Annotated in this window: 12 protein-coding genes, 1 tRNA gene and 3 rRNA genes; 7 read left to right on the top strand and 9 right to left on the bottom strand. The window is 41.6% G+C overall.

Annotated features, from left to right (window positions below; all coding sequences use genetic code 11):
- Positions 1 to 91 precede the first annotated feature (91 nt).
- From parE to gltS, 4 genes are read left to right on the top strand one after another with little or no spacing between them, the layout of a single operon-like run.
- Positions 92 to 1,990: a DNA topoisomerase IV subunit B gene (parE, locus tag QQS40_RS07385; protein WP_289901983.1), complete on the top strand. Its 1,899-nt coding sequence runs from the start codon at positions 92 to 94 to the stop codon at positions 1,988 to 1,990.
- Between the two features lie 16 nt (positions 1,991 to 2,006).
- On the top strand, positions 2,007 to 3,200 hold the full coding sequence (gene nirK, locus QQS40_RS07380; RefSeq protein WP_297570015.1) for a copper-containing nitrite reductase: 1,194 nt from the start codon (positions 2,007 to 2,009) through the stop codon (positions 3,198 to 3,200).
- An 11-nt stretch (positions 3,201 to 3,211) separates the two neighbouring features.
- Positions 3,212 to 5,467, top strand: a complete 2,256-nt coding sequence (parC, locus tag QQS40_RS07375) for a DNA topoisomerase IV subunit A (RefSeq protein ID WP_128787489.1) — start codon at positions 3,212 to 3,214, stop codon at positions 5,465 to 5,467.
- 36 nt (positions 5,468 to 5,503) lie between these two features.
- Positions 5,504 to 6,718, top strand: coding sequence for a sodium/glutamate symporter (gene gltS, locus QQS40_RS07370; RefSeq protein WP_329504615.1), 1,215 nt, complete (start codon positions 5,504 to 5,506; stop codon positions 6,716 to 6,718).
- Between the two features lie 49 nt (positions 6,719 to 6,767).
- Here gltS and mfd read toward each other — a convergent pair whose 3' ends face one another.
- The 8 genes from mfd to QQS40_RS07330 form a co-directional block, all read right to left on the bottom strand.
- Entirely contained in the window at positions 6,768 to 10,205 is a 3,438-nt protein-coding gene (gene mfd / locus QQS40_RS07365; RefSeq protein ID WP_289901979.1) for a transcription-repair coupling factor, read from the bottom strand.
- Positions 10,206 to 10,323: 118 nt separating this feature from the next.
- A complete protein-coding gene (locus QQS40_RS07360; protein ID WP_164757064.1) occupies positions 10,324 to 10,497 on the bottom strand; it encodes a DUF5363 family protein in 174 nt (57 codons plus the stop codon).
- Positions 10,494 to 12,338, bottom strand: a complete 1,845-nt coding sequence (locus QQS40_RS07355) for a tRNA(Met) cytidine acetyltransferase TmcA (RefSeq protein WP_329504607.1) — start codon at positions 12,336 to 12,338, stop codon at positions 10,494 to 10,496. Before QQS40_RS07355 ends, QQS40_RS07360 begins: the two co-directional genes overlap by 4 nt.
- A 3-nt stretch (positions 12,339 to 12,341) precedes the next feature.
- Positions 12,342 to 14,108 carry an ATP-binding protein gene (locus QQS40_RS07350; RefSeq protein WP_329504605.1) on the bottom strand — a complete coding sequence of 589 codons (1,767 nt, stop codon included), beginning with the start codon at positions 14,106 to 14,108 and terminating at the stop codon, positions 12,342 to 12,344.
- A 103-nt stretch (positions 14,109 to 14,211) separates the two neighbouring features.
- Positions 14,212 to 14,327, bottom strand: a 5S ribosomal RNA gene (rrf, locus tag QQS40_RS07345).
- Positions 14,328 to 14,469: 142 nt separating this feature from the next.
- A 23S ribosomal RNA gene (locus QQS40_RS07340) occupies positions 14,470 to 17,367 on the bottom strand.
- Positions 17,368 to 17,549: 182 nt separating this feature from the next.
- Positions 17,550 to 17,625: transfer RNA gene (locus tag QQS40_RS07335), tRNA-Glu, on the bottom strand.
- A 112-nt stretch (positions 17,626 to 17,737) separates the two neighbouring features.
- Positions 17,738 to 19,277: ribosomal RNA gene (locus tag QQS40_RS07330) — 16S ribosomal RNA — on the bottom strand.
- The 16S, 23S and 5S rRNA genes sit together here with 1 tRNA gene alongside, the layout of an rRNA operon.
- Before the next feature lie 375 nt (positions 19,278 to 19,652).
- Between QQS40_RS07330 and QQS40_RS07325 the strand changes: the two genes are divergently transcribed.
- Entirely contained in the window at positions 19,653 to 20,474 is an 822-nt protein-coding gene (locus tag QQS40_RS07325; RefSeq protein ID WP_329504603.1) for a DUF5718 family protein, read from the top strand.
- A gap of 43 nt (positions 20,475 to 20,517) precedes the next feature.
- Here the strand turns inward: QQS40_RS07325 and birA are convergent, their stop codons facing one another.
- A complete protein-coding gene (gene birA, locus QQS40_RS07320) occupies positions 20,518 to 21,438 on the bottom strand; it encodes a bifunctional biotin--[acetyl-CoA-carboxylase] ligase/biotin operon repressor BirA (RefSeq protein WP_329504601.1) in 921 nt (306 codons plus the stop codon).
- Between the two features lie 127 nt (positions 21,439 to 21,565).
- On the opposite strand from birA, the gene guaB reads away from it, so the two are divergent.
- The gene (guaB, locus tag QQS40_RS07315) at positions 21,566 to 23,029 is read left to right on the top strand and encodes an IMP dehydrogenase (protein ID WP_329504599.1); all 1,464 of its coding nucleotides are present in this window, start codon (positions 21,566 to 21,568) and stop codon (positions 23,027 to 23,029) included.
- A gap of 109 nt (positions 23,030 to 23,138) precedes the next feature.
- A complete protein-coding gene (gene guaA, locus QQS40_RS07310) occupies positions 23,139 to 24,698 on the top strand; it encodes a glutamine-hydrolyzing GMP synthase (protein WP_049356010.1) in 1,560 nt (519 codons plus the stop codon).
- The last annotated feature ends 73 nt before the right edge of the window (positions 24,699 to 24,771 follow it).

Raw genomic sequence — 24,771 nt, 5'->3', positions numbered from 1 at the left:
CTCCTTTCCTGCATATCTTTGATTTTATAAACGCGTCATTTTTTGATAAAATCACGCCAATTTTTTTATAAATAAGTAACTAATTTAAAAAATGACTACAAATTATTCTGCTCAAGAAATTACGGTTCTGAAAGATCTTGAACCGGTGCAAATTCGCCCTGGTATGTACACGGACACTACCCGTCCAAATCACCTTGCTCAAGAAGTTATCGATAACAGTGTGGACGAAGCCCTTGCAGGTTTTGCCACCAAAGTTGAAGTGATTTTACACGCTGATCAATCACTTGAAGTCATTGATAATGGACGCGGGATGCCAGTGGATATCCATCCAACGGAAGGCGTTTCTGGTGTCGAAGTTATCTTAACCAAACTTCATGCTGGCGGTAAGTTCTCGAATAAAAACTATGAATTTGCCGGTGGTTTACACGGGGTGGGGATTTCTGTCGTCAATGCCCTTTCTGAACGCGTTGATATTCAAGTTAAACGTAACGCTGAAGTGTATAAAATTGCCTTTGAAAATGGCACAAAAGTAGAAGAATTAGAAGTCATTGGGACTTGTGGCAGACGAACAACCGGCACCACCGTTCACTTCAAACCAAACCCAAAATATTTTGATAGCAAGAATTTTTCTGTTAGTCGTTTACGCCACTTATTACGTGCCAAAGCCGTACTTTGTTCAGGCTTAGAAATTAAATTTGTCGATAAAGTGAATAACACCGAAGATGTGTGGTGCTATCAAGACGGTTTATCCGATTACTTAACCGAAGCAGTAAATGGTTTTGAAACCTTACCTGAAAAACCTTTTGTCGGTGAATTTAAAGGCTCCACAGAAGCAGTAAGCTGGGCATTATTATGGTTACCTGAAGGTGGAGAGCTTATTGCAGAAAGCTATGTAAACTTAATTCCAACGGTACAAGGCGGAACACACGTAAATGGTCTTCGCCAAGGCTTGCTTAATGCCATGACCGAATATTGCGAATTCCGCAATAAATTACCACGCGGCGTGAAATTAACAGCAGACGACATTTGGGATCGATGTGCTTACATTCTTTCACTGAAAATGCAGGATGCCCAATTTGCCGGCCAAACCAAAGAACGCTTATCTTCCCGTCAAAGTGCGGTCTTTGTTGCAGGTGTTTTAAAAGATGCCTTCAGTTTATGGTTGAATCAAAACGTACAAGATGCCGATCGCTTAGCTGAAATGGCCATTAGCTCTGCACAACGTCGTTTAAATGCAGCCAAAAAAGTCGTGCGTAAAAAATTAGTGAGTGGCCCTGCTCTACCGGGCAAATTAGCCGATTGTGCATCACAAAATTTAGAAAAAACCGAATTATTCTTAGTAGAGGGTGACTCTGCGGGCGGCTCAGCCAAACAGGCGCGTGATCGTGAATATCAAGCAATCCTACCATTGCGCGGAAAAATCTTAAATACTTGGGAAGTCTCCAGTGATCAAGTGCTTGGTTCAACGGAAATTCATGATATTGCCGTGGCGCTTGGTATCGATCCTGATAATGAAGACTTATCTCAGCTTCGTTACGGTAAAGTCTGTATTTTAGCCGATGCGGACTCTGATGGTTTGCATATTGCCACCCTACTTTGTGCACTCTTTTTACGTCATTTCCCGAAATTAGTACAAGATGGGCACGTTTATGTGGCAATGCCACCACTCTATCGTATCGACTTAGGCAAAGAAGTCTTTTATGCCTTAGATGAAAACGAAAAAGAAGCGATTTTAGAACGCTTAAAAGGTAAAAAAGGTACCTTAAACGTACAACGCTTCAAAGGTTTGGGTGAAATGGATCCGTCACAATTACGTGAAACTACCATGGATCCGAATACACGTCGTTTAGTTCAATTAACCTATGAGCTAGGCAAAGATCAAGGGGCTGAAACATTAGAATTAATGGATATGTTACTCGCCAAAAAACGAGCAGAAGATCGCAAAAATTGGTTACAAACCAATGGCGACCAAGTGGATTTAGCCGTTTAATTATTTGAGGTCAATCATGAACGAACAACGTCGAGATTTTTTTAAGAATAGTGCACTAGGCCTTGCAACGATTACATTAGGTGCAGGTTTAAGCCTTATTCCCTCCGCTCAAGCAGAGGAAAAGCCCTCTAATACGGCAGCCACTGCGGTTGAAAAATTACCTGAAATTGAAGCTGAACTGACGCTTGCGCCCAATGTGCCAAAACCAATTGAACGTAACTATCCTGCAAAAGTCGTGGTAAAACTGACCGCACTTGAACAAATTATGGATTTAATGGATGGCGTGCAATTTAAATTTTGGACATTAAATGGTAGCGTGCCTGCGCCATTCATTCGTGTACGCGAAGGCGATATGGTGGAAGTTCAACTTTCCAACTCAGCGAGTTCAATGATGCCGCACAGTATCGATTTCCATGCTGCCGCTGTGCCAATGGGTGGTGCTATTGCGAGTGAAACGCCACCAACACGCACATCCACCTTCCAATTTAGAGCGTTACGTTCGGGGATTTATTTATACCACTGCGGCAGCCAACCTGTGGATATTCACCTTGCCAAAGGGATGTATGGTTTAGTTTTAGTTGAGCCCAAAGAAGGTTTACCAAAAGTGGATCGCGAATTTTACATTATGCAAAGTGAATTCTATACCAAAGGTGAATTTGGTGATCCTGGCTTGCAACCATTCAGTATGCAAAAAGCCATCGATGAACGTCCTGAATACGTACTATTCAACGGTAAAGTCGGCGCAACCATGGATGGAAATGCCTTAAAAGTGAAGACAGGTGAAACCATTCGTCTATTCGTAGGAAATGCTGGGCCAAATTTATGTTCTTCTTTCCACTTGATTGGTGCGGTATTTCACAATGTATATGTGGAAGGCGGTACGCTTGTTAATCACAATGTTCAAACTACCCTGATTCCATCCGGCAGTGCCACCATGGTGGAAACACGAATTGATGTACCGGGTACTTACGTCTTTATGGATCACTCCATTTTCCGTGCTGTAAATAAAGGTACAATGGGACAAATAGTGGTAGAAGGCGAAAAAAATCCGAATATTTATTCTGGTAAATTAAAAGGCGAAGCCTTTAAAGAAGCCAATCCACAAAAACCACAACCTGTTCCTTACGAAATTGACAGTCATAAAGGAATGGATATGGGACATTCTCATCACGAACAGTCTGATGGGAATTCCGGTGCAACCAGAAAATAGATTAGAAGAAGATGAGCAATATTAATTACGAAGGCATCGAGCAGATGCCACTTCGCACTTTTACAGAAAAGGCTTACCTTAATTATTCAATGTACGTCATTATGGATCGTGCATTGCCTTTTATTGGCGATGGCTTAAAGCCTGTTCAACGTCGTATTGTCTATGCGATGTCTGAACTGGGTTTAAATGCCGCTGCGAAATTTAAAAAATCCGCACGTACCGTCGGTGATGTATTGGGTAAATTCCATCCACACGGCGACTCAGCCTGTTATGAAGCCATGGTATTAATGGCTCAGCCCTTTTCTTACCGTTATCCTTTAGTGGATGGCCAAGGAAACTGGGGGGCGCCAGATGATCCTAAATCATTCGCAGCGATGCGTTATACCGAATCTCGCTTGTCCAAAATTTCTGAAATTCTATTAACTGAATTGGGTCAAGGCACTGTTGATTTCCAACCAAACTTTGATGGCACCTTAGAAGAGCCACAATATTTGCCAGCACGTTTGCCTCATATTCTCTTGAACGGCACCACCGGGATTGCTGTTGGGATGGCAACCGATATTCCACCACACAATATTAATGAAGTGGCGGATGCGGCTGTCCTACTATTAGATAATCCAAAAGCCGGATTAGATGATGTACTCAATATCATTCAAGGCCCTGATTTCCCAACGGAAGCGGAAATTATTTCGCCAAAAGATGATATTCGCAAAATGTATGAAACCGGTCGTGGTTCCATCAAGATGCGTGCGACATGGCATAAAGAAGACGGTGAAATCATCATTAGCGCACTTCCTCATCAATCTTCTCCATCAAAAATCATTGCGCAAATTGCTGAACAAATGACCGCAAAAAAATTGCCCATGGTGGAAGATATTCGTGATGAAGCAGATTATGAAAATCCTGTGCGTATCGTGCTTGTGCCACGTTCAAATCGCGTTGACACGGATGCCTTAATGGCGCATTTATTTGCGACGACGGATCTTGAAAAAAGCTATCGTGTGAATATGAATATGATCGGACTTGATCATAAACCAGCTGTGAAAGGCTTACTTCAAGTTCTTACCGAATGGTTGACATTCCGTCGTACTACTGTGACACGTCGTTTACAACATCGTTTAGATAAAGTACTCGCTCGTTTGCACATTTTAGATGGCTTGATGATTGCCTTCCTTAACATTGATGCAGTGATTGAGATTATTCGTACTGAAGACGAACCTAAACAAGTTTTAATGACTCGCTTTAACTTAAGTGATGAACAGGCAGAAGCCATTTTAAACTTACGTTTACGCCATTTAGCCAAATTAGAAGAACATCAATTACAGGCTGAAAAAGATAAACTCGAAGAAGAGCGGTCAAATTTAGAGTTAATTTTAGGATCTGAGCGTCGCTTAAATACTTTGATCAAAAAAGAAATTCAAGAAGATGCAAAAAAATACGCCAGCCCTAGAATGTCTCAATTAGTTGAACGTGAAGAAGCAAAAGCCATTTCTGAAAGTGAAATGACTCCGGCTGAACCCGTTACCGTCATCTTATCTGAAATGGGTTGGGTTCGTTGTGCGAAAGGTCATGATATTGATCCGGAAGGATTAAGCTACAAAGCAGGCGATAAATATCTGGCGCACGCTTGTGGTAAAAGCAATCAACCGGTAATCTTTATTGATAGTACTGGTCGTAGCTACGCTTTAGATCCATTAAGCTTGCCATCTGCGCGTTCCCAAGGTGAACCGCTCACCGGTAAACTTACATTACCGGCAGGTGCAACCATTGAACAGGTTATTATGGAACCTGAAAAACAAGAATTATTGATGGCATCAGATGCAGGATATGGTTTTATTTGCAAATTTGACGATTTAATTGCACGTAATAAAGCTGGAAAAGCCTTGATTTCTTTGCCAGAAAATGCGAAAGTCTTGAAACCTGAGACACTTTCCGAGTCGGCCTCACTTCTTGTGTCCCTCACTTCAGCGGGGCGAATGCTGATTTTTCCGGTACGAGATTTACCGGCATTATCAAAAGGGAAAGGCAACAAAATCATCAGTATTCCAGCAGCGAATGCAAAAGCGCGGTCAGAATTATTGGTGAAATTGTTCTTAATTTCAGAGCAAGCTAGCCTTGAGTTCCATTCCGGTAAACGAAAAATCACATTAAAACCGGAAGATCTGCAAAAATTCCGTGCGGAACGCGGCAGAAAAGGCTCTCAATTACCACGTGGATTGCATAGCAATGTTGATATTGTGGTAGTTGAACCCGAACACAACTCATAAGAATTCTCGAAACCAAACTAAATAGGAGGATATTTCGTGAATATTGTTTTTGATACCTATCAAACGCTTGCTTTAGCAAGTTTTGTATTATTACTTGGTTTTTTTCTAGTAAAACGTATTCGAGTTTTACAAACATTCAATATCCCTGAACCTGTTGTTGGTGGCTTTATTGTGGCTATTGCCTTAACCATTTTATACAAAGTAAATGGCACTTCATTCACTTTTGAGAAAAGCTTACAAACATCGATGATGTTAGTCTTCTTCTCGTCTATCGGTTTAAGTGCAAATTTTGCCCGCTTAATTAAAGGCGGAAAACCATTAGTTATCTTCCTATTTGCAGCCGCAATACTCATTGTTTGCCAAAATATCATCGGTATTTTAGGCTCGCAATTATTAGGTATTGATCCGGCTTACGGTTTACTTGCAGGTTCAGTTACCCTAACAGGTGGTCATGGTACAGGTGCTGCATGGGCAGAAACATTCACTAAAGAATTTAATCTACCGGCAGCAACAGAAATTGCGATGGCGTGTGCTACATTCGGTTTAGTCTTTGGTGGTATTTTAGGTGGCCCAGTATCTCGTTATTTATTAAATCATCAAAAACAAGGTGAAAACCCAGAGAATGATGAAGTTGATGACGTACAAGAAGCATTTGAGCATCCAACTTACAAACGTAAAATAAATTCTCGCTCAATCATTGAAACTATCGCAATGCTTTCTTTGTGTTTACTTATCGGTCAATACTTGGATGGCTTAACAAAAGGTACACACATTCAATTACCTACATTCGTATGGTGTTTGTTTACGGGTGTCATCATTCGTAATAGCTTAACCCACTTATTCAAATTCCAAGTGGCAGATTCAGCGATTGACGTATTAGGTAGCGTGGGTTTATCGATCTTCTTAGCGATTGCTTTAATGTCTCTCAAACTCTGGGAATTAGCAGGTCTTGCAACAGATGTATTGGTTATCTTAGCAGTTCAAGTTGTCTTCATGGCTTTCTTCGCTATCTACGTCACATACCGTATGATGGGTAAAGATTATGATGCGATTGTATTAAGTGCGGGTCACTGTGGTTTCGGTCTCGGTGCAACACCAACAGCCGTTGCTAACATGCAAGCAATTACCAGTCGTTTCGGACCATCTCACAAAGCGTTCTTAATCGTACCAATGGTAGGGGCATTCTTTATCGACTTATTAAACGCCAGTATCTTAAAAATGTTCTTAAGCGTTGTTGAAGCGCTTCACTAATCAAACGTAAAAAAAAGGCTGACATTTTGTCAGCCTTTTTATTTACTTTCTACTCAGTAAGCGTCTTCACCAAATCCATCACAAATTCTAGCCGCTCTTTGTTTTCTGGAAGTGCTTTCACAAACTTAAATTTTAATGGTCCATCAAAGCGATAAACAATTGGATTTTGTTGAATTAATTTGATGAATTTTTCTGGATCAACTTTTGCCGAAGGTGAAAATTCAATAAAGCCACCTTGAGCCCCTGCATCGATTTTCAGTACTTTTAATGGTTTCACCATTAAACGCATTTCAGCAATTTGTAAAAGATTTTTAGTTGCTTCAGGTAATAGGCCAAAGCGATCGATTAATTCAACTTTTAATTCATCTAACTCTTGTTTACTTTCCGCTGCTGCAATGCGTTTATAGAACGACAAACGCATATTCACATCACCAAGATAGTCATCTGGCAATAAGGCGGGAACACGTAACTCAATTTCAGCTTGTTGATGCGTAATCTCTTCTAACGAAGGTTCTCTGCCCTCTTTTAAGGCTTTAACTGCCGCATCAAGTAATTCCATATAAAGTGAAAAACCGATGCTCTCAATTTGTCCACTTTGCTCATTCCCTAATAATTCACCTGCACCGCGAATTTCTAAATCGTGCGTCGCAAGAATGAAACCTGCACCTAAGTTATCTAAACTTTCTAATGCCTCTAAACGACGTTTTGCATCTTTCGTCATTAACTTCGGCGGCGGTGTAAGCAAATAAGCATAAGCTTGGTGATGAGAACGTCCTACTCGCCCACGCAGTTGGTGAAGCTGAGCTAAACCAAAATTATCTGCACGTTCAATAATAATCGTATTTGCCGTTGGTACGTCAATCCCTGTTTCAATAATGGTGGAACAGACTAAAACATTATAACGTTGATGATAAAAATCACTCATCACGCGTTCAAGTTCACGTTCTCGCATTTGACCATGACCAATGACGACTCGAGCCTCAGGGACAAGTGCGGTCAGTTTTTCTGCCGTATTTTCAATACTTGCCACATCATTATGCAAATAATAGACTTGTCCACCACGCAAAATCTCACGCAGAATCGCTTCACGAATAATTAAATCATCTTTCTGGCGAACAAACGTTTTGATACTCACTCGGCGAGCCGGTGGCGTCGCAATAATAGAAAGGTCGCGAATACCATTCATTGCCATATTCAAAGTTCGAGGAATTGGTGTTGCGGTAAGCGTTAAAATATCAATATTCGCTCGAAGTTGTTTAATTTTCTCTTTTTGTCCCACACCAAAGCGATGTTCTTCATCAATGATGAGCAAGCCAAGATCAGAAAACTTCACATCGGATTGAATCAATTTATGGGTTCCAATCAGAATATCAACTTTTCCTTCGGCTAAATTTTCTAAGATTTGTTTTTGCTCTTTGGCTGTTTTAAAGCGAGAAAGCACTTCCACATTAACTGGCAGATTAGCAAAACGATCTTTAAAATTCTCGTAATGCTGTTGAGCTAACAAGGTTGTTGGAACCAATACGGCGACTTGTTTATGGTTCATGACCGCCAAAAATGCGGCGCGCATCGCCACTTCCGTCTTCCCAAAGCCCACATCACCACAAACCAAACGATCCATCGCCTTGGGCTGACACATATCCGAAATGACGGCATTAATCGCCATGGCTTGATCGTGCGTTTCTTCAAAAGGGAAGGTTGCAGCGAATTGCTGGAATTCCTCACGATCATATTTAAATTCAAAACCTTTTTTCACTTCTCGTTGGGCATAAACATCAAGTAATTCAGCGGCCACATCACGAATTTTTTCTGCGGCTTTTTGACGCGTTTTACCCCACGATTCATTACCTAATTTATGTAATGGTGCGGTTTCATCTGAGCCACCAACATAGCGACTAATTAAATGAAGAGAACCAACAGGCACATAAAGTTTGGATTCATTCGCATAATTGATCAGCAAATATTCTGCTTTTAAGCCTCCAGTATCGAGTGTCACTAAACCACCATAACGCCCAACGCCATGATCTAAATGCACCACAGGCTGCCCTATTTTTAATTCGGCCAGATTACGCACTAAGGTATCTGGATTGATCGCTTTACGTTTATCACGATAACGTTGCTGTACCCGCTCGCCCAAAATCTCATGTTCAGTAATGATGGCGAGTTTAGCCTCATCAAGAATAAAACCTTGCTCAAGACGACTAACCCAGAGATTAAACTTGTCTTGATTGGCTTCAGATAAGGTTTTAATTTGTTTTAGTTTAATTTTTAAGGGTGAAAGTAAATCCAGTAAGGTTTCACGTCGTCCTTCGGTTTCAACTGAAAATAAAACATTTCCTTTAAAATGTTCAATAAACTGTCGAAGTTGGGATAACGGTTCTTTTTGCTGTGATTGAATGGTCACGGCTGGTAATGCGGATACCGATAAATTTTTCTGACGAACAGATGACCGCACTTTTTCTGCTTTAAAATTAATTTTAGGATAATTTTTTAATGCATGATTTACCGCATCAATACTTAACCACAAACGTTCTGGCGGCAAAAGAGGGCGCATTGGATCGACTTTTCGATGCTCATAACGCTGTTTGGCATCAAGATAAAAACGTTCACCTTGTGCTTGATTTGTTTCCATATCCACAAACAACGTTTTTTCGGGTAAGTAATCGAACAATGTTGCCATTTCATCAAAGAATAGCGGCTGCCAATATTCAATCCCTGAGATTAGTGTGCCTTTACTGATTTGCTGATAAATATGTTCTGGATCGCGACGAATTTCTCCAAAAGTTTCTCTAAATTGTGTACGGAAAAATTCAATGCCTTTCTCATCAGTTGGAAATTCGTGTGCAGGTAATAAATTAATAGATTGAATTTCATCTAACGTTCGCTGCGTATCGACATCAAAAGTACGAATCGAATCAATTTCATCATCAAAAAAATCTAAGCGAAATGGAACCTCACTTCCCATTGGAAAAAGATCTAAAAGTGATCCGCGCACAGCATATTCACCATGTTCTAGTACTTGCTCGACGGAACGATATCCTGCTGACTCTAATTGTAATCGCAATTTTTCAATGACAAGACGGTCGCCTTTTTTAATCAAAAGGACATTATGCTGTAGATATTTCGGCGGGCACACGCGTTGCATTAATGTGCTAATCGGTAAAACAAAGATACCTTTTTTAGTATTTTGCAAATGAAATAGCGCACTTAAACGTGAAGAAATAATTTCTTGATGAGGAGAAAAAGAATCATAAGGCAACGTTTCCCAATCAGGAAAAAACTGAACGGGCTGAGAAGTTAAATCTGGTAAAACTTGTGATAAACGAACCGAACTTTTGGTATCTGGTGTCACAACCACTGTCAATCCATCATATTGCTCAGCAATTTCGCTGACAGCAAGCGCATCCGCTCCCGTTAATACGTTGCCAAGAATTTTATGGTCATTCGGCTGAGTTGGAATATCAACATTAAAATAGGTTGTTTTCATAAGTGCGGTCAATTTTTATCTCATTTTTTGATTTACATGGCGAATTAGTTTAACAAATCCACCCTACTTTTCAATAATTATCTGTATAAAAAAACAGGGTTATTTAACCCTGTTTCTCTTATTTTTTGAGTGGTTCTAGTGGTTTCTCTTTTTTTACCTTACCATCATCATCAAATTCAATGCGTGGCATACAACCTCGACAGCTACCTTTATCTAAACCTAGCTCTTTGCAAAACTTATTATATTCATCTACGGCTTTGCGAAACCAACCTTTTTTTTCTTGTTCGCTCATCTTGCCTCCTTTTTTAATTTTTGTGCAATCTCCGAACGTAATAATTTTAACCCATTTTTCTTATTATAGGGTACCTTTTTTGTGATGAAATAATCTCTCATCAAAGGGCAATCTTTTTCATCTAAATTCATTAAAAATCGACGAATTGCCGGCAAAGCGGAAGCTAAAGTGCGGTGAAAATAAGCAAAATTTTTTAAGCTGAACCAATCTTCGCCAATCAATTCCCAATCTACTAATGCGGTATTAAATTGCTGAGCGAGGGGATGGAAAGACAAAGGCATATTCCGTTGAAAAGATTGTGTTGCTTCTTTTTCTAATTCAATCCCTTGTGCAGAAAGCCCTTTTAGAGCAATAACAGAATAACAACCACTACTTGCCTCTAAATGCTCGCCTAAATGAACAAGAGAAAAACCACATTTCTGCCAAAATTTAGCCAGTTCTTTGGTATAACCAAAACTCACTGATAAATAATCCACATCGGCATTTTGTGTGATGTATTCAATAAGTTGTGTACCTATACCATGCTGCTGCCACATAGGCTGAACCGCAATTCTCGAAATACGTAAAGAATGCAATTCACAAGCCTTTTGTTGTTGAACATGAAAACAAAGTGCTTGCGGGACAAGATTACCTTTAGGGCGTCTAGTCCCTTGTTGAATCGCTTCAATGAGGGCTGAATCGTCAATCCCACCTTCCTCTAATGCCCAAACTGCCCCTAGTAAATTTTGCTCGCTTTCAGCAGCAAAAAAACACTGTGAATTGGCATCAAACAATCGCCGGAGATCTACTGGTGATGTACGATAATGAGCTAATATCATCAACCCATAGAATTGGGGCAATGAAGAAAGTATTTCCTCTTGTGATCGTTCAGTAATTTGGCATACTTTGCTTTTATCGTATGGCGTTTGTTTAAAGTCATCCTCTACATTTAATAATAAAAGCTCATCAATAAACGCCTCTAAAACATCATCTTTAGACCAACGTAGCGGTTCAATAAGCTCAAAGTCAGAAAAAGTGCGGTTAATTTTTTGCTTAAATTTAAGCTCAAAACCTCGCCCCGTTCCCTCATAACTATGGATGGTAGTCGTAAATAAAATATGCTTAAAATGATGAAAAAAAGCGCTCAGTTGAGCAATCGGCAGCATTGCCGCCTCATCAACAAAAAGCCAAGCATTTTCAGAAAAAGAAGGAGCATTTTGCAAAGCAAGGAAAAGCTCATCTGGTGAAATAAAGATAATCTCTTTTTGTGAAAATTTAGCCAAAATTTTAACCGCACTTTTATTCGGTGCTGTGAGGTAAATTTTAGTATCCAGTTGATTCGCTAATAAGCCTGCTAGAGCTGATTTCCCTCTTCCTCGTTTGGCAGTAAGAAAGTAGAGCTCGGATTCTTTTTGTAAGATTTGCTCAATGATTTTCTGCTGATCTAAGGTCGCGTTGTGATTGACAAATGACTGCTGAAAAGTGCGGTCAAATTTTAAATCATTTTGATGATAAAGGACGGGGAAGCCATATTTATGAATACAATGCTTAAAATATGATATAAATCTTGGTGTAACAATTGCCTCAAGTATACCTGACCAACGGAGACTATCTTCATCTATTTGAGAATGAAGCTCCTCCCAATTTGATAGCAAGATAATTAAGACACCATTCATTTTCAATGTACCGGCCGCAATAGCGAGTGCCTCTAAATGGATGCCTTTCCGTGCATCAAACAAGATCGTTTCAAACTCTTGCCCAAGAAGATTTTGAATTTTAGAAAACTCATTAATGATCAAGGTATTTGCCGGCAAATTAGACGGCATATTCTCACTGACCAAAATTTGAAAATGACGTGTCATAAATTACTTTTCTAAATACACTTCTAATTCAGCTAAATTTTGAGACCATTCATTACTGAGTTGCTTTATCCATGAAGCAATATCGGATGTCCAATTTGGTAATGAGATATCTTGAGCCTGTTTTGCGATATTTTGAACATTCACAAGTCCTACTGATGCAGCTGCACCTTTAATTTTATGTGCGACATCTGACACCGTTTGTTGCATATCTGAGTTTGCAAGATAATCCTCATAAGCTGTCTCTAATTCATCTAAATAAATTGGCATCCATTGTTTAAATAAATCAACATTAGCTTTAGCTTGAGATTTTCCAATTAACTCAATAAGTGAAATATTAATGCCTTCTTGAACGTGAGGTGTTTCTTCTTCATCAGAGATACATTCAATATCATCGCCTAAAAAAGTTTTAAAGCATTGACGTAATTCAACCAAAGAAAGTGGCTTGCGTAACACGCCATCCATTCCCTGCTCTTGATATTCTTCTTCGCTATGCATCACGTTCGCTGTAAAGGCAATTAAAGGCGGTAGAAAATCGTAAATCCCTTCTTCGTAGTTTTTTCGCAAATATTGTGCGATATCAAAACCTGACATATCAGGCAACTTAATATCAAGAAAAACAATATCATAGGTATTTTTCTCAAATAATCGGATCGCCTGTTCACCATTCATGGCAACATCAACATAATGCCCCTGCTTTTCAAGAATGCTTTTAGCCACAACCACATTCAATTCAACATCTTCAACTAATAAAATAGAAAGATGCTGCATGGCTTTTTCAGCATTTCCATCATGAGCTTGCGCTTGTTCAGCCATAATCGTTAAATAAAAAGTAGAACCTTTATCCAATTCACTTTCAACGGTTAAATCACCTTGCATTAACTGCGCAAGATTTTTAGAAATTGCAAGACCGATGCCACTTCCTGCTGAACGATGAATATTATCTTTAACCTGATAATACATGGTAAAAATCTTATCTAATTCATAAGGTGCAATACCTGCTCCCGTATCAGTAACACTAAATTGATACTGATTATCCTGTATTTTCTGTACTGTTAGAATAACTTCACCCTTATCAGTAAACTTCACAGCATTACCAATTAAATTCCAAAGAATTTGGCTGATACGTGCACGATCGAGATAAAGCCAATTAGCTAAATTTTCATCACAATTTAAAGAAAACTTTAGTCCCTTTTGCTCTGCCATTAAGGTACCAAAATTATAAAAATCATTAAGTAGTGAATGGAAATCGCAAGGTTGAATATTTAATTCAATACGTTTAGAGTCGATCTTATCTAAATCAATAATGTCGCTAAAAATATGGCCTAAACTGACCGCACTTAGATTAATCGTATTCAGATAATTCTGTTGTTGTTCCGTTAATTTATCATCTAATAAAATTCGACTTAAACCAATGATTCCATTTAATGGGGTACGTAACTCATGGCTAATTGTTGCAAGTAAAGTACTTTTATCACGACTATTTTTTTCTAATCGTGCAAGCGTTTTAGATAACTCTAAACGGGAACGCTCTAATCGCTCAACAAGTAGCGTAAAGAAATAAATAACAAAAGGAGCAGTAAACAAACCAAAAGTGATCGAGCGAACAATATCACTCCAGTGAATACCATCACTAAAAAGGGTACTTAATAAGATTTGTATACAAAGAGCCAAAATCGCAAGAATAGCAATGCCAAGTAAAGAGAAACGAACTCGACCTAATCGAATAACCCAATCAACATAACGTTGAGCAAAATATCTAAAGTTTTTCATTGTTTATATTGAGAAATAAAAATTGAGATCATTCTATATAATTTTTAATAAAAATCCATAAACAAAAACCCCAAGCTCTTCAGCTCGGGGTTCTACATTCAGTACCTGGCGGTGTCCTACTCTCACATGGGGAAACCCCACACTACCATCGGCGCATCGGCGTTTCACTTCTGAGTTCGGTATGGGGTCAGGTGGGACCACCGCTCTATCGCCGCCAGGATTATTCCTTTAATAACTTTTCTATTTCTCTCTGCTCCGCTATCTCTAGCGCTCACAACCAAACAAGCTGATTCAACTTTAAAACTTTCTTCTTCTCTGAGTTTGTTTTGTTTACCCAACACCCAAAACCCTTGAGCGTTGTATAGTTAAGCCTCTCGGGCAATTAGTACAGGTTAGCTCAACGGCTCACACCGCTTACACATCCTGCCTATCTACGTCTTAGTCTTAAACAACCCTTACAGATTTATAATCTGGGAGAACTCATCTCTTGGCAAGTTTCGTGCTTAGATGCTTTCAGCACTTATCTCTTCCGCACTTAGCTACCCGGCAATGCGTCTGGCGACACAACCGGAACACCAGTGGTGCGTCCACTCCGGTCCTCTCGTACTAGGAGCAGCCCCAATCAATTCTCCAACGCCCACGGCAGATAGGGACCGAACTGTCTCACGACGTTCTAAACCCAGCTCGCGTACCACTTTAAATGGCGAACAGCCATACCCTTGGGACCTACTTCAGCCCCAGGATGTGATGAGCCGACATCGAGGTGCCAAACACCGCCGTCGATATGAACTCTTGGGCGGTATCAGCCTGTTATCCCCGGAGTACCTTTTATCCGTTGAGCGATGGCCCTTCCATTCAGAACCACCGGATCACTATGACCTACTTTCGTACCTGCTCGACTTGTCTGTCTCGCAGTTAAGCTTGCTTATACCATTGCACTAACCTGACGATGTCCGACCGTCATTAGCAAACCTTCGTGCTCCTCCGTTACTCTTTGGGAGGAGACCGCCCCAGTCAAACTACCCACCAGACACTGTCCGAGACCGCGTTTCGCAATCTTCGTTAGAACATCAAACGTTAAAGGGTGGTATTTCAAGGTCGACTCCAACAATACTGGCGTATCATCTTCATAGTCTCCCACCTATCCTACACATCAAAATTCAATGTTCAGTGTCAAGCTATAGTAAAGGTTCACGGGGTCTTTCCGTCTAGCCGCGGGTACACCGCATCTTCACGGCGATTTCAATTTCACTGAGTCTCGGGTGGAGACAGCCTGGCCATCATTATGCCATTCGTGCAGGTCGGAACTTACCCGACAAGGAATTTCGCTACCTTAGGACCGTTATAGTTACGGCCGCCGTTTACTGGGGCTTCGATCAGGAGCTTCTCTTTCGATTACACCATCAATTAACCTTCCAGCACCGGGCAGGCATCACACCCTATACGTCCACTTTCGTGTTTGCAGAGTGCTGTGTTTTTAATAAACAGTTGCAGCCAGCTGGTATCTTCGACCGGTTCAACCTTCGCCCGCGAGGGACTACAATCTACGCCGGCGCACCTTCTCCCGAAGTTACGGTGCTATTTTGCCTAGTTCCTTCACCCGAGTTCTCTCAAGCGCCTGAGTATTCTCTACCTGACCACCTGTGTCGGTTTTCAGTACGGTTTAGTAAAGCCTGTCGCTTAGTGGCTTTTCCTGGAAGTGTGGTATCGGTTACTTCAGCTCCGTAGAGCCTCGTCATCATCTCTCAGTGTTAAGGAAGTTCGGATTTGCCTAAACTTCCCACCTACCAACTTAAACGCACATATCCAACAGTGCGATAACCTAACCTGCTCCGTCCCCACATCGCAGCTTTACCAAGTACAGGAATATTAACCTGTTTCCCATCGACTACGCTTTTCAGCCTCGCCTTAGGGGCCGACTCACCCTGCCCCGATTAACGTTGGACAGGAACCCTTGGTCTTCCGGCGAACGGGTTTTTCACCCGTTTTATCGTTACTTATGTCAGCATTCGCACTTGTGATACGTCCAGCATGCTTCTCAACACACCTTCATCCGCTTACACAACGCTCCCCTACCCAACAGTATTGCTACTGATGCCGCAGCTTCGGTGCTATATTTGAGCCCCGTTACATCTTCCGCGCAGGCCGACTCGACTAGTGAGCTATTACGCTTTCTTTAAATGATGGCTGCTTCTAAGCCAACATCCTAGCTGTCTAAGCCTTCCCACTTCGTTTCCCACTTAATATAGACTTTGGGACCTTAGCTGGCGGTCTGGGTTGTTTCCCTCTCCACGACGGACGTTAGCACCCGCCGTGTGTCTCCTGAGTATCACTCTTCGGTATTCGTAGTTTGCATCGGGTTGGTAATCCGGGATGGACCCCTAGCCGAAACAGTGCTCTACCCCCGAAGGTGTCCGCTCAAGGCTCTACCTAAATAGATTTCGGGGAGAACCAGCTATCTCCCGGTTTGATTGGCCTTTCACCCCCAGCCACAAGTCATCCGCTAATTTTTCAACATTAGTCGGTTCGGTCCTCCAGTTAGTGTTACCCAACCTTCAACCTGCCCATGGCTAGATCACCGGGTTTCGGGTCTATACCTTGCAACTAGACGCCCAGTTAAGACTCGGTTTCCCTTCGGCTCCCCTATTCGGTTAACCTCGCTACAAAATATAAGTCGCTGACCCATTATACAAAAGGTACGCAGTCACCCTTAAAGGGCTCCCACTGCTTGTACGTACAAGGTTTCAGGTTCTATTTCACTCCCCTCACCGGGGTTCTTTTCGCCTTTCCTTCACAGTACTGGTTCACTATCGGTCAATCAGGAGTATTTAGCCTTGGAGGATGGTCCCCCCATCTTCAAACAGGATATCACGTGTCCCGCCCTACTTGTCGTTAGCTTAGTACCATGACCTGGACTTCGAGTACGGGGCTATCACCCTGTGTCGCTAAGCTTCCCAGCTTGTTCCTCTGTCTCTGTCATTATCACTAACAGGCTCCTTCGCGTTCGCTCGCCGCTACTAACGAAATCTCGATTGATTTCTTTTCCTCGGGGTACTTAGATGTTTCAGTTCTCCCGGTTTGCCTCACTTACCTATGTATTCAGTCAGTGATAGTAGATTCTTCATCTACTGGGTTTCCCCATTCGGACATCTTGGATTAAACGCCTCTTATCGACTCATCCAAGCTTTTCGCAGATTAGCACGTCCTTCTTCGCCTCTGATTGCCAAGGCATCCACCTTGTACGCTTAGTCACTTAACTATACAACCTCAAAAATTCTTGATGTTGTGTTTTCAACTAAACACTTGATTGCTTTTGTTCAATCAAGATTTTATTCTTACTCAGACTTTTTCTTATCCTTTAAAAGGACTTGAAAGTCTCTTCAGTTTTTCAGCTTGTTTCCTGGTTGTTAAAGAACAGAAGATAATAAAGTTATCTTTATTTGGCGTCCCCACGGGGATTCGAACCCCGGTTACCGCCGTGAAAGGGCGATGTCCTAGGCCTCTAGACGATGGGGACAACAAATAAAGATACTCTATCTTACATTTTGCTTACGCACTTTTCTCTCTTCATTCATTTTCTACAATATATCAATCAATCTGTGTGGACACTTATTGTCTCTCGTCTTTGGTAAGGAGGTGATCCAACCGCAGGTTCCCCTACGGTTACCTTGTTACGACTTCACCCCAGTCATGAATCATACCGTGGTAAACGCCCTCCAAAAGGTTAAGCTATCTACTTCTGGTACAACCCACTCCCATGGTGTGACGGGCGGTGTGTACAAGGCCCGGGAACGTATTCACCGCAACATTCTGATTTGCGATTACTAGCGATTCCGACTTCATGGAGTCGAGTTGCAGACTCCAATCCGGACTTAGACGTACTTTGTGAGATTCGCTCCAGCTCGCACTCTCGCTTCCCTCTGTATACGCCATTGTAGCACGTGTGTAGCCCTACTCGTAAGGGCCATGATGACTTGACGTCATCCCCACCTTCCTCCGGTTTATCACCGGCAGTCTCCTTTGAGTTCCCGACCGAATCGCTGGCAACAAAGGATAAGGGTTGCGCTCGTTGCGGGACTTAACCCAACATTTCACAACACGAGCTGACGACAGCCATGCAGCACCTGTCTCAGAGTTCCCGAAGGCACCATTCCATCTCTGGAATGTTCTCTGGATGTCAAGAGTAGGTAAGGTTCTTCGCGTTGCATCGAATTAAACCACATGCTCCACCGCTTGTGCGGGCCCCCGTCAATTCATTTGAGTTTTAACCTTGCGGCCGTACTCCCCAGGCGGTCGATTTATCACGTTAGCTACGGGCGCCAAACTCAAAGTTCAACCCCCAAATCGACATCGTTTACAGCGTGGACTACCAGGGTATCTAATCCTGTTTGCTCCCCACGCTTTCGCACATGAGCGTCAGTACATTCCCAAGGGGCTGCCTTCGCCTTCGGTATTCCTCCACATCTCTACGCATTTCACCGCTACACGTGGAATTCTACCCCTCCCTAAAGTACTCTAGACTCCCAGTCTGAAATGCAATTCCCAGGTTAAGCCCGGGGCTTTCACACCTCACTTAAAAGTCCGCCTGCGTGCCCTTTACGCCCAGTTATTCCGATTAACGCTCGCACCCTCCGTATTACCGCGGCTGCTGGCACGGAGTTAGCCGGTGCTTCTTCTGTAGTTAACGTCAATTGGCTAGCCTATTAAACTAACCACCTTCCTCGCTACCGAAAGAACTTTACAACCCGAAGGCCTTCTTCATTCACGCGGCATGGCTGCGTCAGGGTTGCCCCCATTGCGCAATATTCCCCACTGCTGCCTCCCGTAGGAGTCTGGGCCGTGTCTCAGTCCCAGTGTGGCTGGTCATCCTCTCAGACCAGCTAGAGATCGTCGGCTTGGTGAGCCTTTACCTCACCAACTACCTAATCCCACTTGGGCTCATCCTATGGCATGTGGCCCGAAGGTCCCACACTTTAATCTTTCGATATTACGCGGTATTAGCTACAGTTTCCCGTAGTTATCCCCCTCCATAAGCCAGATTCCCAAGCATTACTCACCCGTCCGCCACTCGTCATCAAAGAAGCAAGCTTCTCTATGTTACCGTTCGACTTGCATGTGTTAAGCCTGCCGCCAGCGTTCAATCTGAGCCATGATCAAACTCTTCAATTCAAGTTCAATCGCTCAATACTGCTGACATAAAATGTCACTACTTAATAAAGTATAATGAATTTCTAGTTAGCACCTATTAAGACTTCAAAATTAAAAAATATTTTTAAAACAAGTCAATCAACAAGTGCCCACACAGATTGTCTGATATATTGTTAAAGAGCAAAAAAAGAACGACGCACTGGTTTTATTACGTTTCACAACAGTGCGTCGTTGTGTGGGGCGTATTATAGATATTTCAGAATTCTTTGCAAGTGCTTTTTACAAAAAAATTCAATTTTTTTATCACATGATGATTTAATCATCAAAGTGATTTGTATTTGTTCAACATTCAAGGTAAATTACCCCAAAAAGAGTAAGCAATCTAATGAGGTCTTCATGAATTTTGAACAAATGATTGGTTTAGGTGTGGCAGGCAATTTCGCAGGACATTTGGAACAAGCCGGCGAGGCGGCTGATTTCACTCAAGTAAAAACAGAAAATGCCATTCAACCCAAAGCGATTTTCCCGTTTTATGTGCCAAGCGAAAAAGCGGGCTTTCTTTCTACCTTTCCTTTAAGTCACAATCAAATTAATTTTCCACAAGGCGCGGATAATCTTCAAATTGAACCTGAAATTACGCTTATTTGTGATCTTACCTATAAAGGAAAGCAAGTTGAGCATATTATTCCGCACTATTTTGCAGCCTATAATGACTGCTCTATTCGTCGCCCTAATGCGAAAAAAATCTGTGAAAAGAAAAACTGGGGATCGGCAAGTAAAGGTATTTCATCAAAACTGATTCCACTTTCTTTCTTTGTTAAGGGAAGTGAAATTGATCAATATCGTATCGCTTGCTTCCATAAACGCAATGGCGAGCTCAATACGTATGGTATTGACAGCCCTGCTATTGGTTATAGCTATTTCCACCAACAATTATTAGATTGGATCGTGGATAGAATGAATAATCAACCCGATGAGGGACCGATGAATCATATTGCTTCTTTGTTAGAGCAAGCAAACTATCCTGAACAAGCGATTATTAGTATTGGCGCCACCCGTTATACCGAGTTCGGCGAAACGCATTTCTTACAACCCAATGATCTCAGCATTGTTGTCGTGTATAACGGTGAAAAATATTCTGCTGAGGAAATTGAGAAAATGGCAAGAGATGAAAAATTTGCAGATGACATTTCAGCGCTTATTCAAAAAGTGGTTTAGCATACATATAAAAAGTGTGGTTAATTTTAACCGCACTTTTTATTTACCTTCTTCTTAAAGAAACCTCTCCGGCATTAAAATACCGCTCGCCTTCATCGGTTATGAGTTTCAAATAACCGCGCTTATCAATTCCCTGCTCTATACCTGAAATCGCACCTTGTTCAGTAAAGACATTCACTTTATCACCAAAAAATTCATTATGGTTTATCCATTGTTGCATAAATTCCTCATCAATGCCCTTTTCTTCAAATTGAGCTAATCGAGAATAAATACGTTGAATCACTTTAATAAGGATCGTTTCACGATCTATATTTGGATCCTGTTCGGTTAGCTGCGCATACGGCTGACTAATTTCGGTTGATTGTGGTAATTTTACATTGATCCCAATACCAACCACTAAATTAAGCAACCCATTCTTATGATTAATGATTTCCACTAAAATGCCACCAAGCTTCCGCCCTGAAAGCAAAATATCATTTGGCCATTTCACTTTCGCATTTAACGCTTCTGCAATCGCTAAACCGATTACTAAACTTAATCCATCCAATGCTTTTTTAGGATCGATAGTCCAATAAAAACTGAAAATTAACTGCCCTGCAAACGGTGAAAGCCATTGACGACCACGACGTCCCCGCCCTGCGGTTTGATATTCTGCCAGACACAAATCACCTTTTTTTAATTGGTTAATTTGATTCGTTATAAATTCATTTGTTGAAGAAATGGTTCGATGATAATGCACAGAATAAGGGAAAAGTGCGGTCGAAATTGTTTGCGGATTTAACAAAGGCATTTCTGGCACTAACTGATAAACATCATTTTCTTCTTGAATATTCAATCCCGATTCTCTCAATAATGCTATTTCTTGCGCCAATTCATTTGACGTAATATTTAAAAACGACATCAAATCTGACCGCACTTTAGGGTGGCAATCAGACAAACAATCCAATAACGATGGCATATTCATTCCTTCTCATAAAAATCTTGGCAAATCTTACCATAAAAGCGAAAAAATTCATTTTCAACCACATGAAAAATCTGTATAATCCCGCCGCAATATTTTTTAACACAATTCTTAACAGTGAGATATTGCCATGCTTAGAATCAAACAAGAAGCTCTGACTTTTGACGACGTTCTACTCGTCCCAGCTCATTCAACTGTTCTTCCGAACACAGCCAACCTCTCAACTCAACTCACCAAAGAAATTCGCTTAAATATTCCGATGCTTTCTGCAGCGATGGATACTGTCACAGAAACCAAATTAGCGATCTCTTTAGCACAAGAAGGCGGCATCGGCTTTATTCACAAAAATATGACGATCGAACGCCAAGCGGATCGTGTTCGTAAAGTGAAAAAATTCGAAAGTGGTATCGTTTCTGAACCTGTGACTGTTTCACCAGATTTAACTCTTGCAGCACTTGCTGAAATGGTGAAGAAAAACGGCTTCGCTGGCTACCCTGTTGTAGACGGTGAAAATAACTTAATCGGTATCATCACTGGCCGTGACACGCGTTTCGTAAAAGATTTAAGCAAAACTGTTTCACAATTAATGACGAAAAAAGAAGACTTAGTTACCGTAAAAGAAGGTGCAAGCCGTGAAACAATTTTAGAATTAATGCATCAAAACCGCGTAGAGAAAGTACTTGTTGTAGATGATGCTTTCAAATTAAAAGGCATGATCACCGTTAAAGACTTCCAAAAAGCGGAACAAAAACCAAATGCATGTAAAGATGAATTCGGTCGTTTACGCGTAGGCGCAGCAGTAGGTGCAGGCCCAGGTAACGAAGAACGCATTGATGCATTAGTGAAAGCAGGCGTAGATGTATTGTTAATCGACTCTTCTCACGGTCATTCAGAAGGCGTATTACAACGTGTTCGTGAAACTCGTACAAAATATCCAAACTTACCTATTGTTGCGGGTAACGTCGCAACAGCTGAAGGTGCTATCGCACTTGCAGACGCAGGCGCAAGCGCAGTGAAAGTAGGTATCGGCCCTGGTTCAATTTGTACAACTCGTATCGTGACCGGTGTAGGTGTTCCACAAATCACCGCTATCGCAGATGCTGCTGCGGCATTAAAAGATCGTGGTATTCCAGTTATCGCGGACGGTGGTATTCGTTTCTCTGGTGATATTGCAAAAGCTATCGCTGCAGGCGCAAGCTGTGTAATGGTTGGCTCTATGTTTGCAGGTACTGAAGAAGCTCCAGGTGAAATCGAACTTTACCAAGGTCGTGCATTTAAATCTTACCGTGGTATGGGCTCATTAGGTGCCATGGCGAAAGGCTCTTCAGACCGTTACTTCCAATCGGATAACGCTGCAGACAAACTCGTACCAGAAGGTATCGAAGGCCGTATTCCATACAAAGGTTACTTAAAAGAAATCATCCACCAACAAATGGGTGGCTTACGTTCTTGCATGGGCTTAACTGGCTGCGCAACTATCGAAGAATTACGCACAAAAGCAGAATTCGTTCGAATTAGTGGTGCAGGCATTAAAGAAAGCCACGTTCATGATGTAACGATTACTAAAGAATCGCCAAACTATCGTATGGGCTAATCCGTAAGGTGGGCTTTGCCCGCCTTTTGTTATTTTAAAGTGCGGTTGATTTTTGCAAAATTTTAGGGGAAATTGACCGTCCACACTATCAAGAATAAGAGCATTATAAATGACAAACATCCACAACCATAAAATCCTGATCCTCGACTTTGGTTCACAATATACTCAACTGATTGCGCGTCGTGTGCGTGAAATCGGTGTGTACTGCGAACTTTGGGCGTGGGATGTGACTGAAGAACAAATCCGTGAATTTAATCCAGACGGTATCATTCTTTCTGGTGGCCCTGAAAGTACCACTGAAGAAAACAGCCCGCGTGCACCTGAATACGTATTTAATGCTGGCGTGCCTGTATTGGGTATTTGCTACGGCATGCAAACCATGGCAATGCAACTTGGTGGTTTAACTGAGACCTCTGATCATCGTGAATTCGGTTATGCTTCTGTTTTAATGGATAATCCAACCGCACTTTTCGCTCATTTAAATGATGGCGATAGCAAATTAGATGTATGGATGAGCCATGGCGATAAAGTAACGCGTTTACCTGAAAACTTCCAAGTTACTGGTACGACTCCAACCTGCCCAATTGCCGCAATGTCTGATGAAAGCCGTCGTTTCTACGGTGTACAATTCCACCCTGAAGTAACCCATACAAAAAAAGGTTTGGAATTATTGATGAATTTCGTGGTGAACATTTGTGGTTGCGAAACCAAATGGACAGCAGAAAACATTATCGAAGATGCTGTTGCTCGCATTAAAGAGCAAGTGGGCGATGATGAAGTGATTTTAGGTTTATCTGGTGGTGTAGACTCTTCTGTGGTTGCATTACTTTTACACCGTGCTATCGGCAAAAACTTACACTGCGTATTCGTGGATAACGGTTTACTCCGCTTACACGAAGGCGATCAAGTCATGGAAATGTTCGGTGACAAATTCGGCTTGAACATTACCCGTGTTGATGCTGAAAGCCGTTTCTTAGGCGAACTTGCTGGCGTATCCGATCCTGAGACGAAACGCAAAATTATCGGTAAAGTGTTCGTGGATGTATTCGATGATGAATCAAAAAAACTCACTAACGTGAAATGGTTGGCACAAGGTACGATCTACCCTGACGTGATCGAATCAGCAGCAAGCAAAACCGGTAAAGCACATGTGATTAAATCACACCACAACGTAGGTGGCTTACCAGACTATATGAAACTTGGTTTAGTTGAACCTTTACGTGAATTATTTAAAGATGAAGTACGTAAAATCGGTTTAGCATTAGGCTTACCGGCTGAAATGATCAATCGCCACCCATTCCCTGGCCCAGGCTTAGGCGTGCGTGTATTAGGCGAAGTGAAAAAAGAATACTGCGATTTATTACGCCGTGCGGATGCGATCTTTATCGAAGAATTACGCAACAGCGGTTGGTATGAAAAAACGAGCCAAGCTTTCAGCGTATTCTTACCAGTGAAATCTGTAGGTGTGATGGGCGATGGTCGTAAATACGATTGGGTTATTTCCCTACGTGCAGTAGAAACCATCGATTTTATGACCGCACATTGGGCTCACTTACCTTATGATTTATTAGGCAAAGTGTCTAACCGCATCATCAATGAAGTGAACGGCATTTCCCGCGTCGTGTATGACATCAGCGGAAAACCCCCAGCAACGATCGAGTGGGAATAACCTAAATCAATTTAAAGGGCAAATTATTTTGCCCTTTTCTTTTATCTATTGTTTAATATCCACAACTTTTCTT

The organism is Haemophilus parainfluenzae (assembly GCF_036288925.1).
Lineage (GTDB): Bacteria > Pseudomonadota > Gammaproteobacteria > Enterobacterales > Pasteurellaceae > Haemophilus_D.
Note: the sequence above shows the minus strand (reverse complement) of the source record. Positions and strands in the feature narration are given on the sequence as shown.

Excerpts from the sequence above, each read along its gene's own strand:
- mfd (WP_289901979.1), bottom strand. The coding sequence starts at position 10,205 with ATGAAAACAACCTATTTTAATGTTGATATTCCAACTCAGCCGAATGAC.
- QQS40_RS07325 (WP_329504603.1), top strand. The coding sequence starts at position 19,653 with ATGAATTTTGAACAAATGATTGGTTTAGGTGTGGCAGGCAATTTCGCA.
- parC (WP_128787489.1), top strand. The coding sequence starts at position 3,212 with ATGAGCAATATTAATTACGAAGGCATCGAGCAGATGCCACTTCGCACT.
- nirK (WP_297570015.1), top strand. The coding sequence starts at position 2,007 with ATGAACGAACAACGTCGAGATTTTTTTAAGAATAGTGCACTAGGCCTT.
- QQS40_RS07355 (WP_329504607.1), bottom strand. The coding sequence starts at position 12,338 with ATGACACGTCATTTTCAAATTTTGGTCAGTGAGAATATGCCGTCTAAT.
- birA (WP_329504601.1), bottom strand. The coding sequence starts at position 21,438 with ATGAATATGCCATCGTTATTGGATTGTTTGTCTGATTGCCACCCTAAA.
- QQS40_RS07360 (WP_164757064.1), bottom strand. The coding sequence starts at position 10,497 with ATGAGCGAACAAGAAAAAAAAGGTTGGTTTCGCAAAGCCGTAGATGAA.
- parE (WP_289901983.1), top strand. The coding sequence starts at position 92 with ATGACTACAAATTATTCTGCTCAAGAAATTACGGTTCTGAAAGATCTT.
- guaA (WP_049356010.1), top strand. The coding sequence starts at position 23,139 with ATGACAAACATCCACAACCATAAAATCCTGATCCTCGACTTTGGTTCA.
- guaB (WP_329504599.1), top strand. The coding sequence starts at position 21,566 with ATGCTTAGAATCAAACAAGAAGCTCTGACTTTTGACGACGTTCTACTC.
- QQS40_RS07350 (WP_329504605.1), bottom strand. The coding sequence starts at position 14,108 with ATGAAAAACTTTAGATATTTTGCTCAACGTTATGTTGATTGGGTTATT.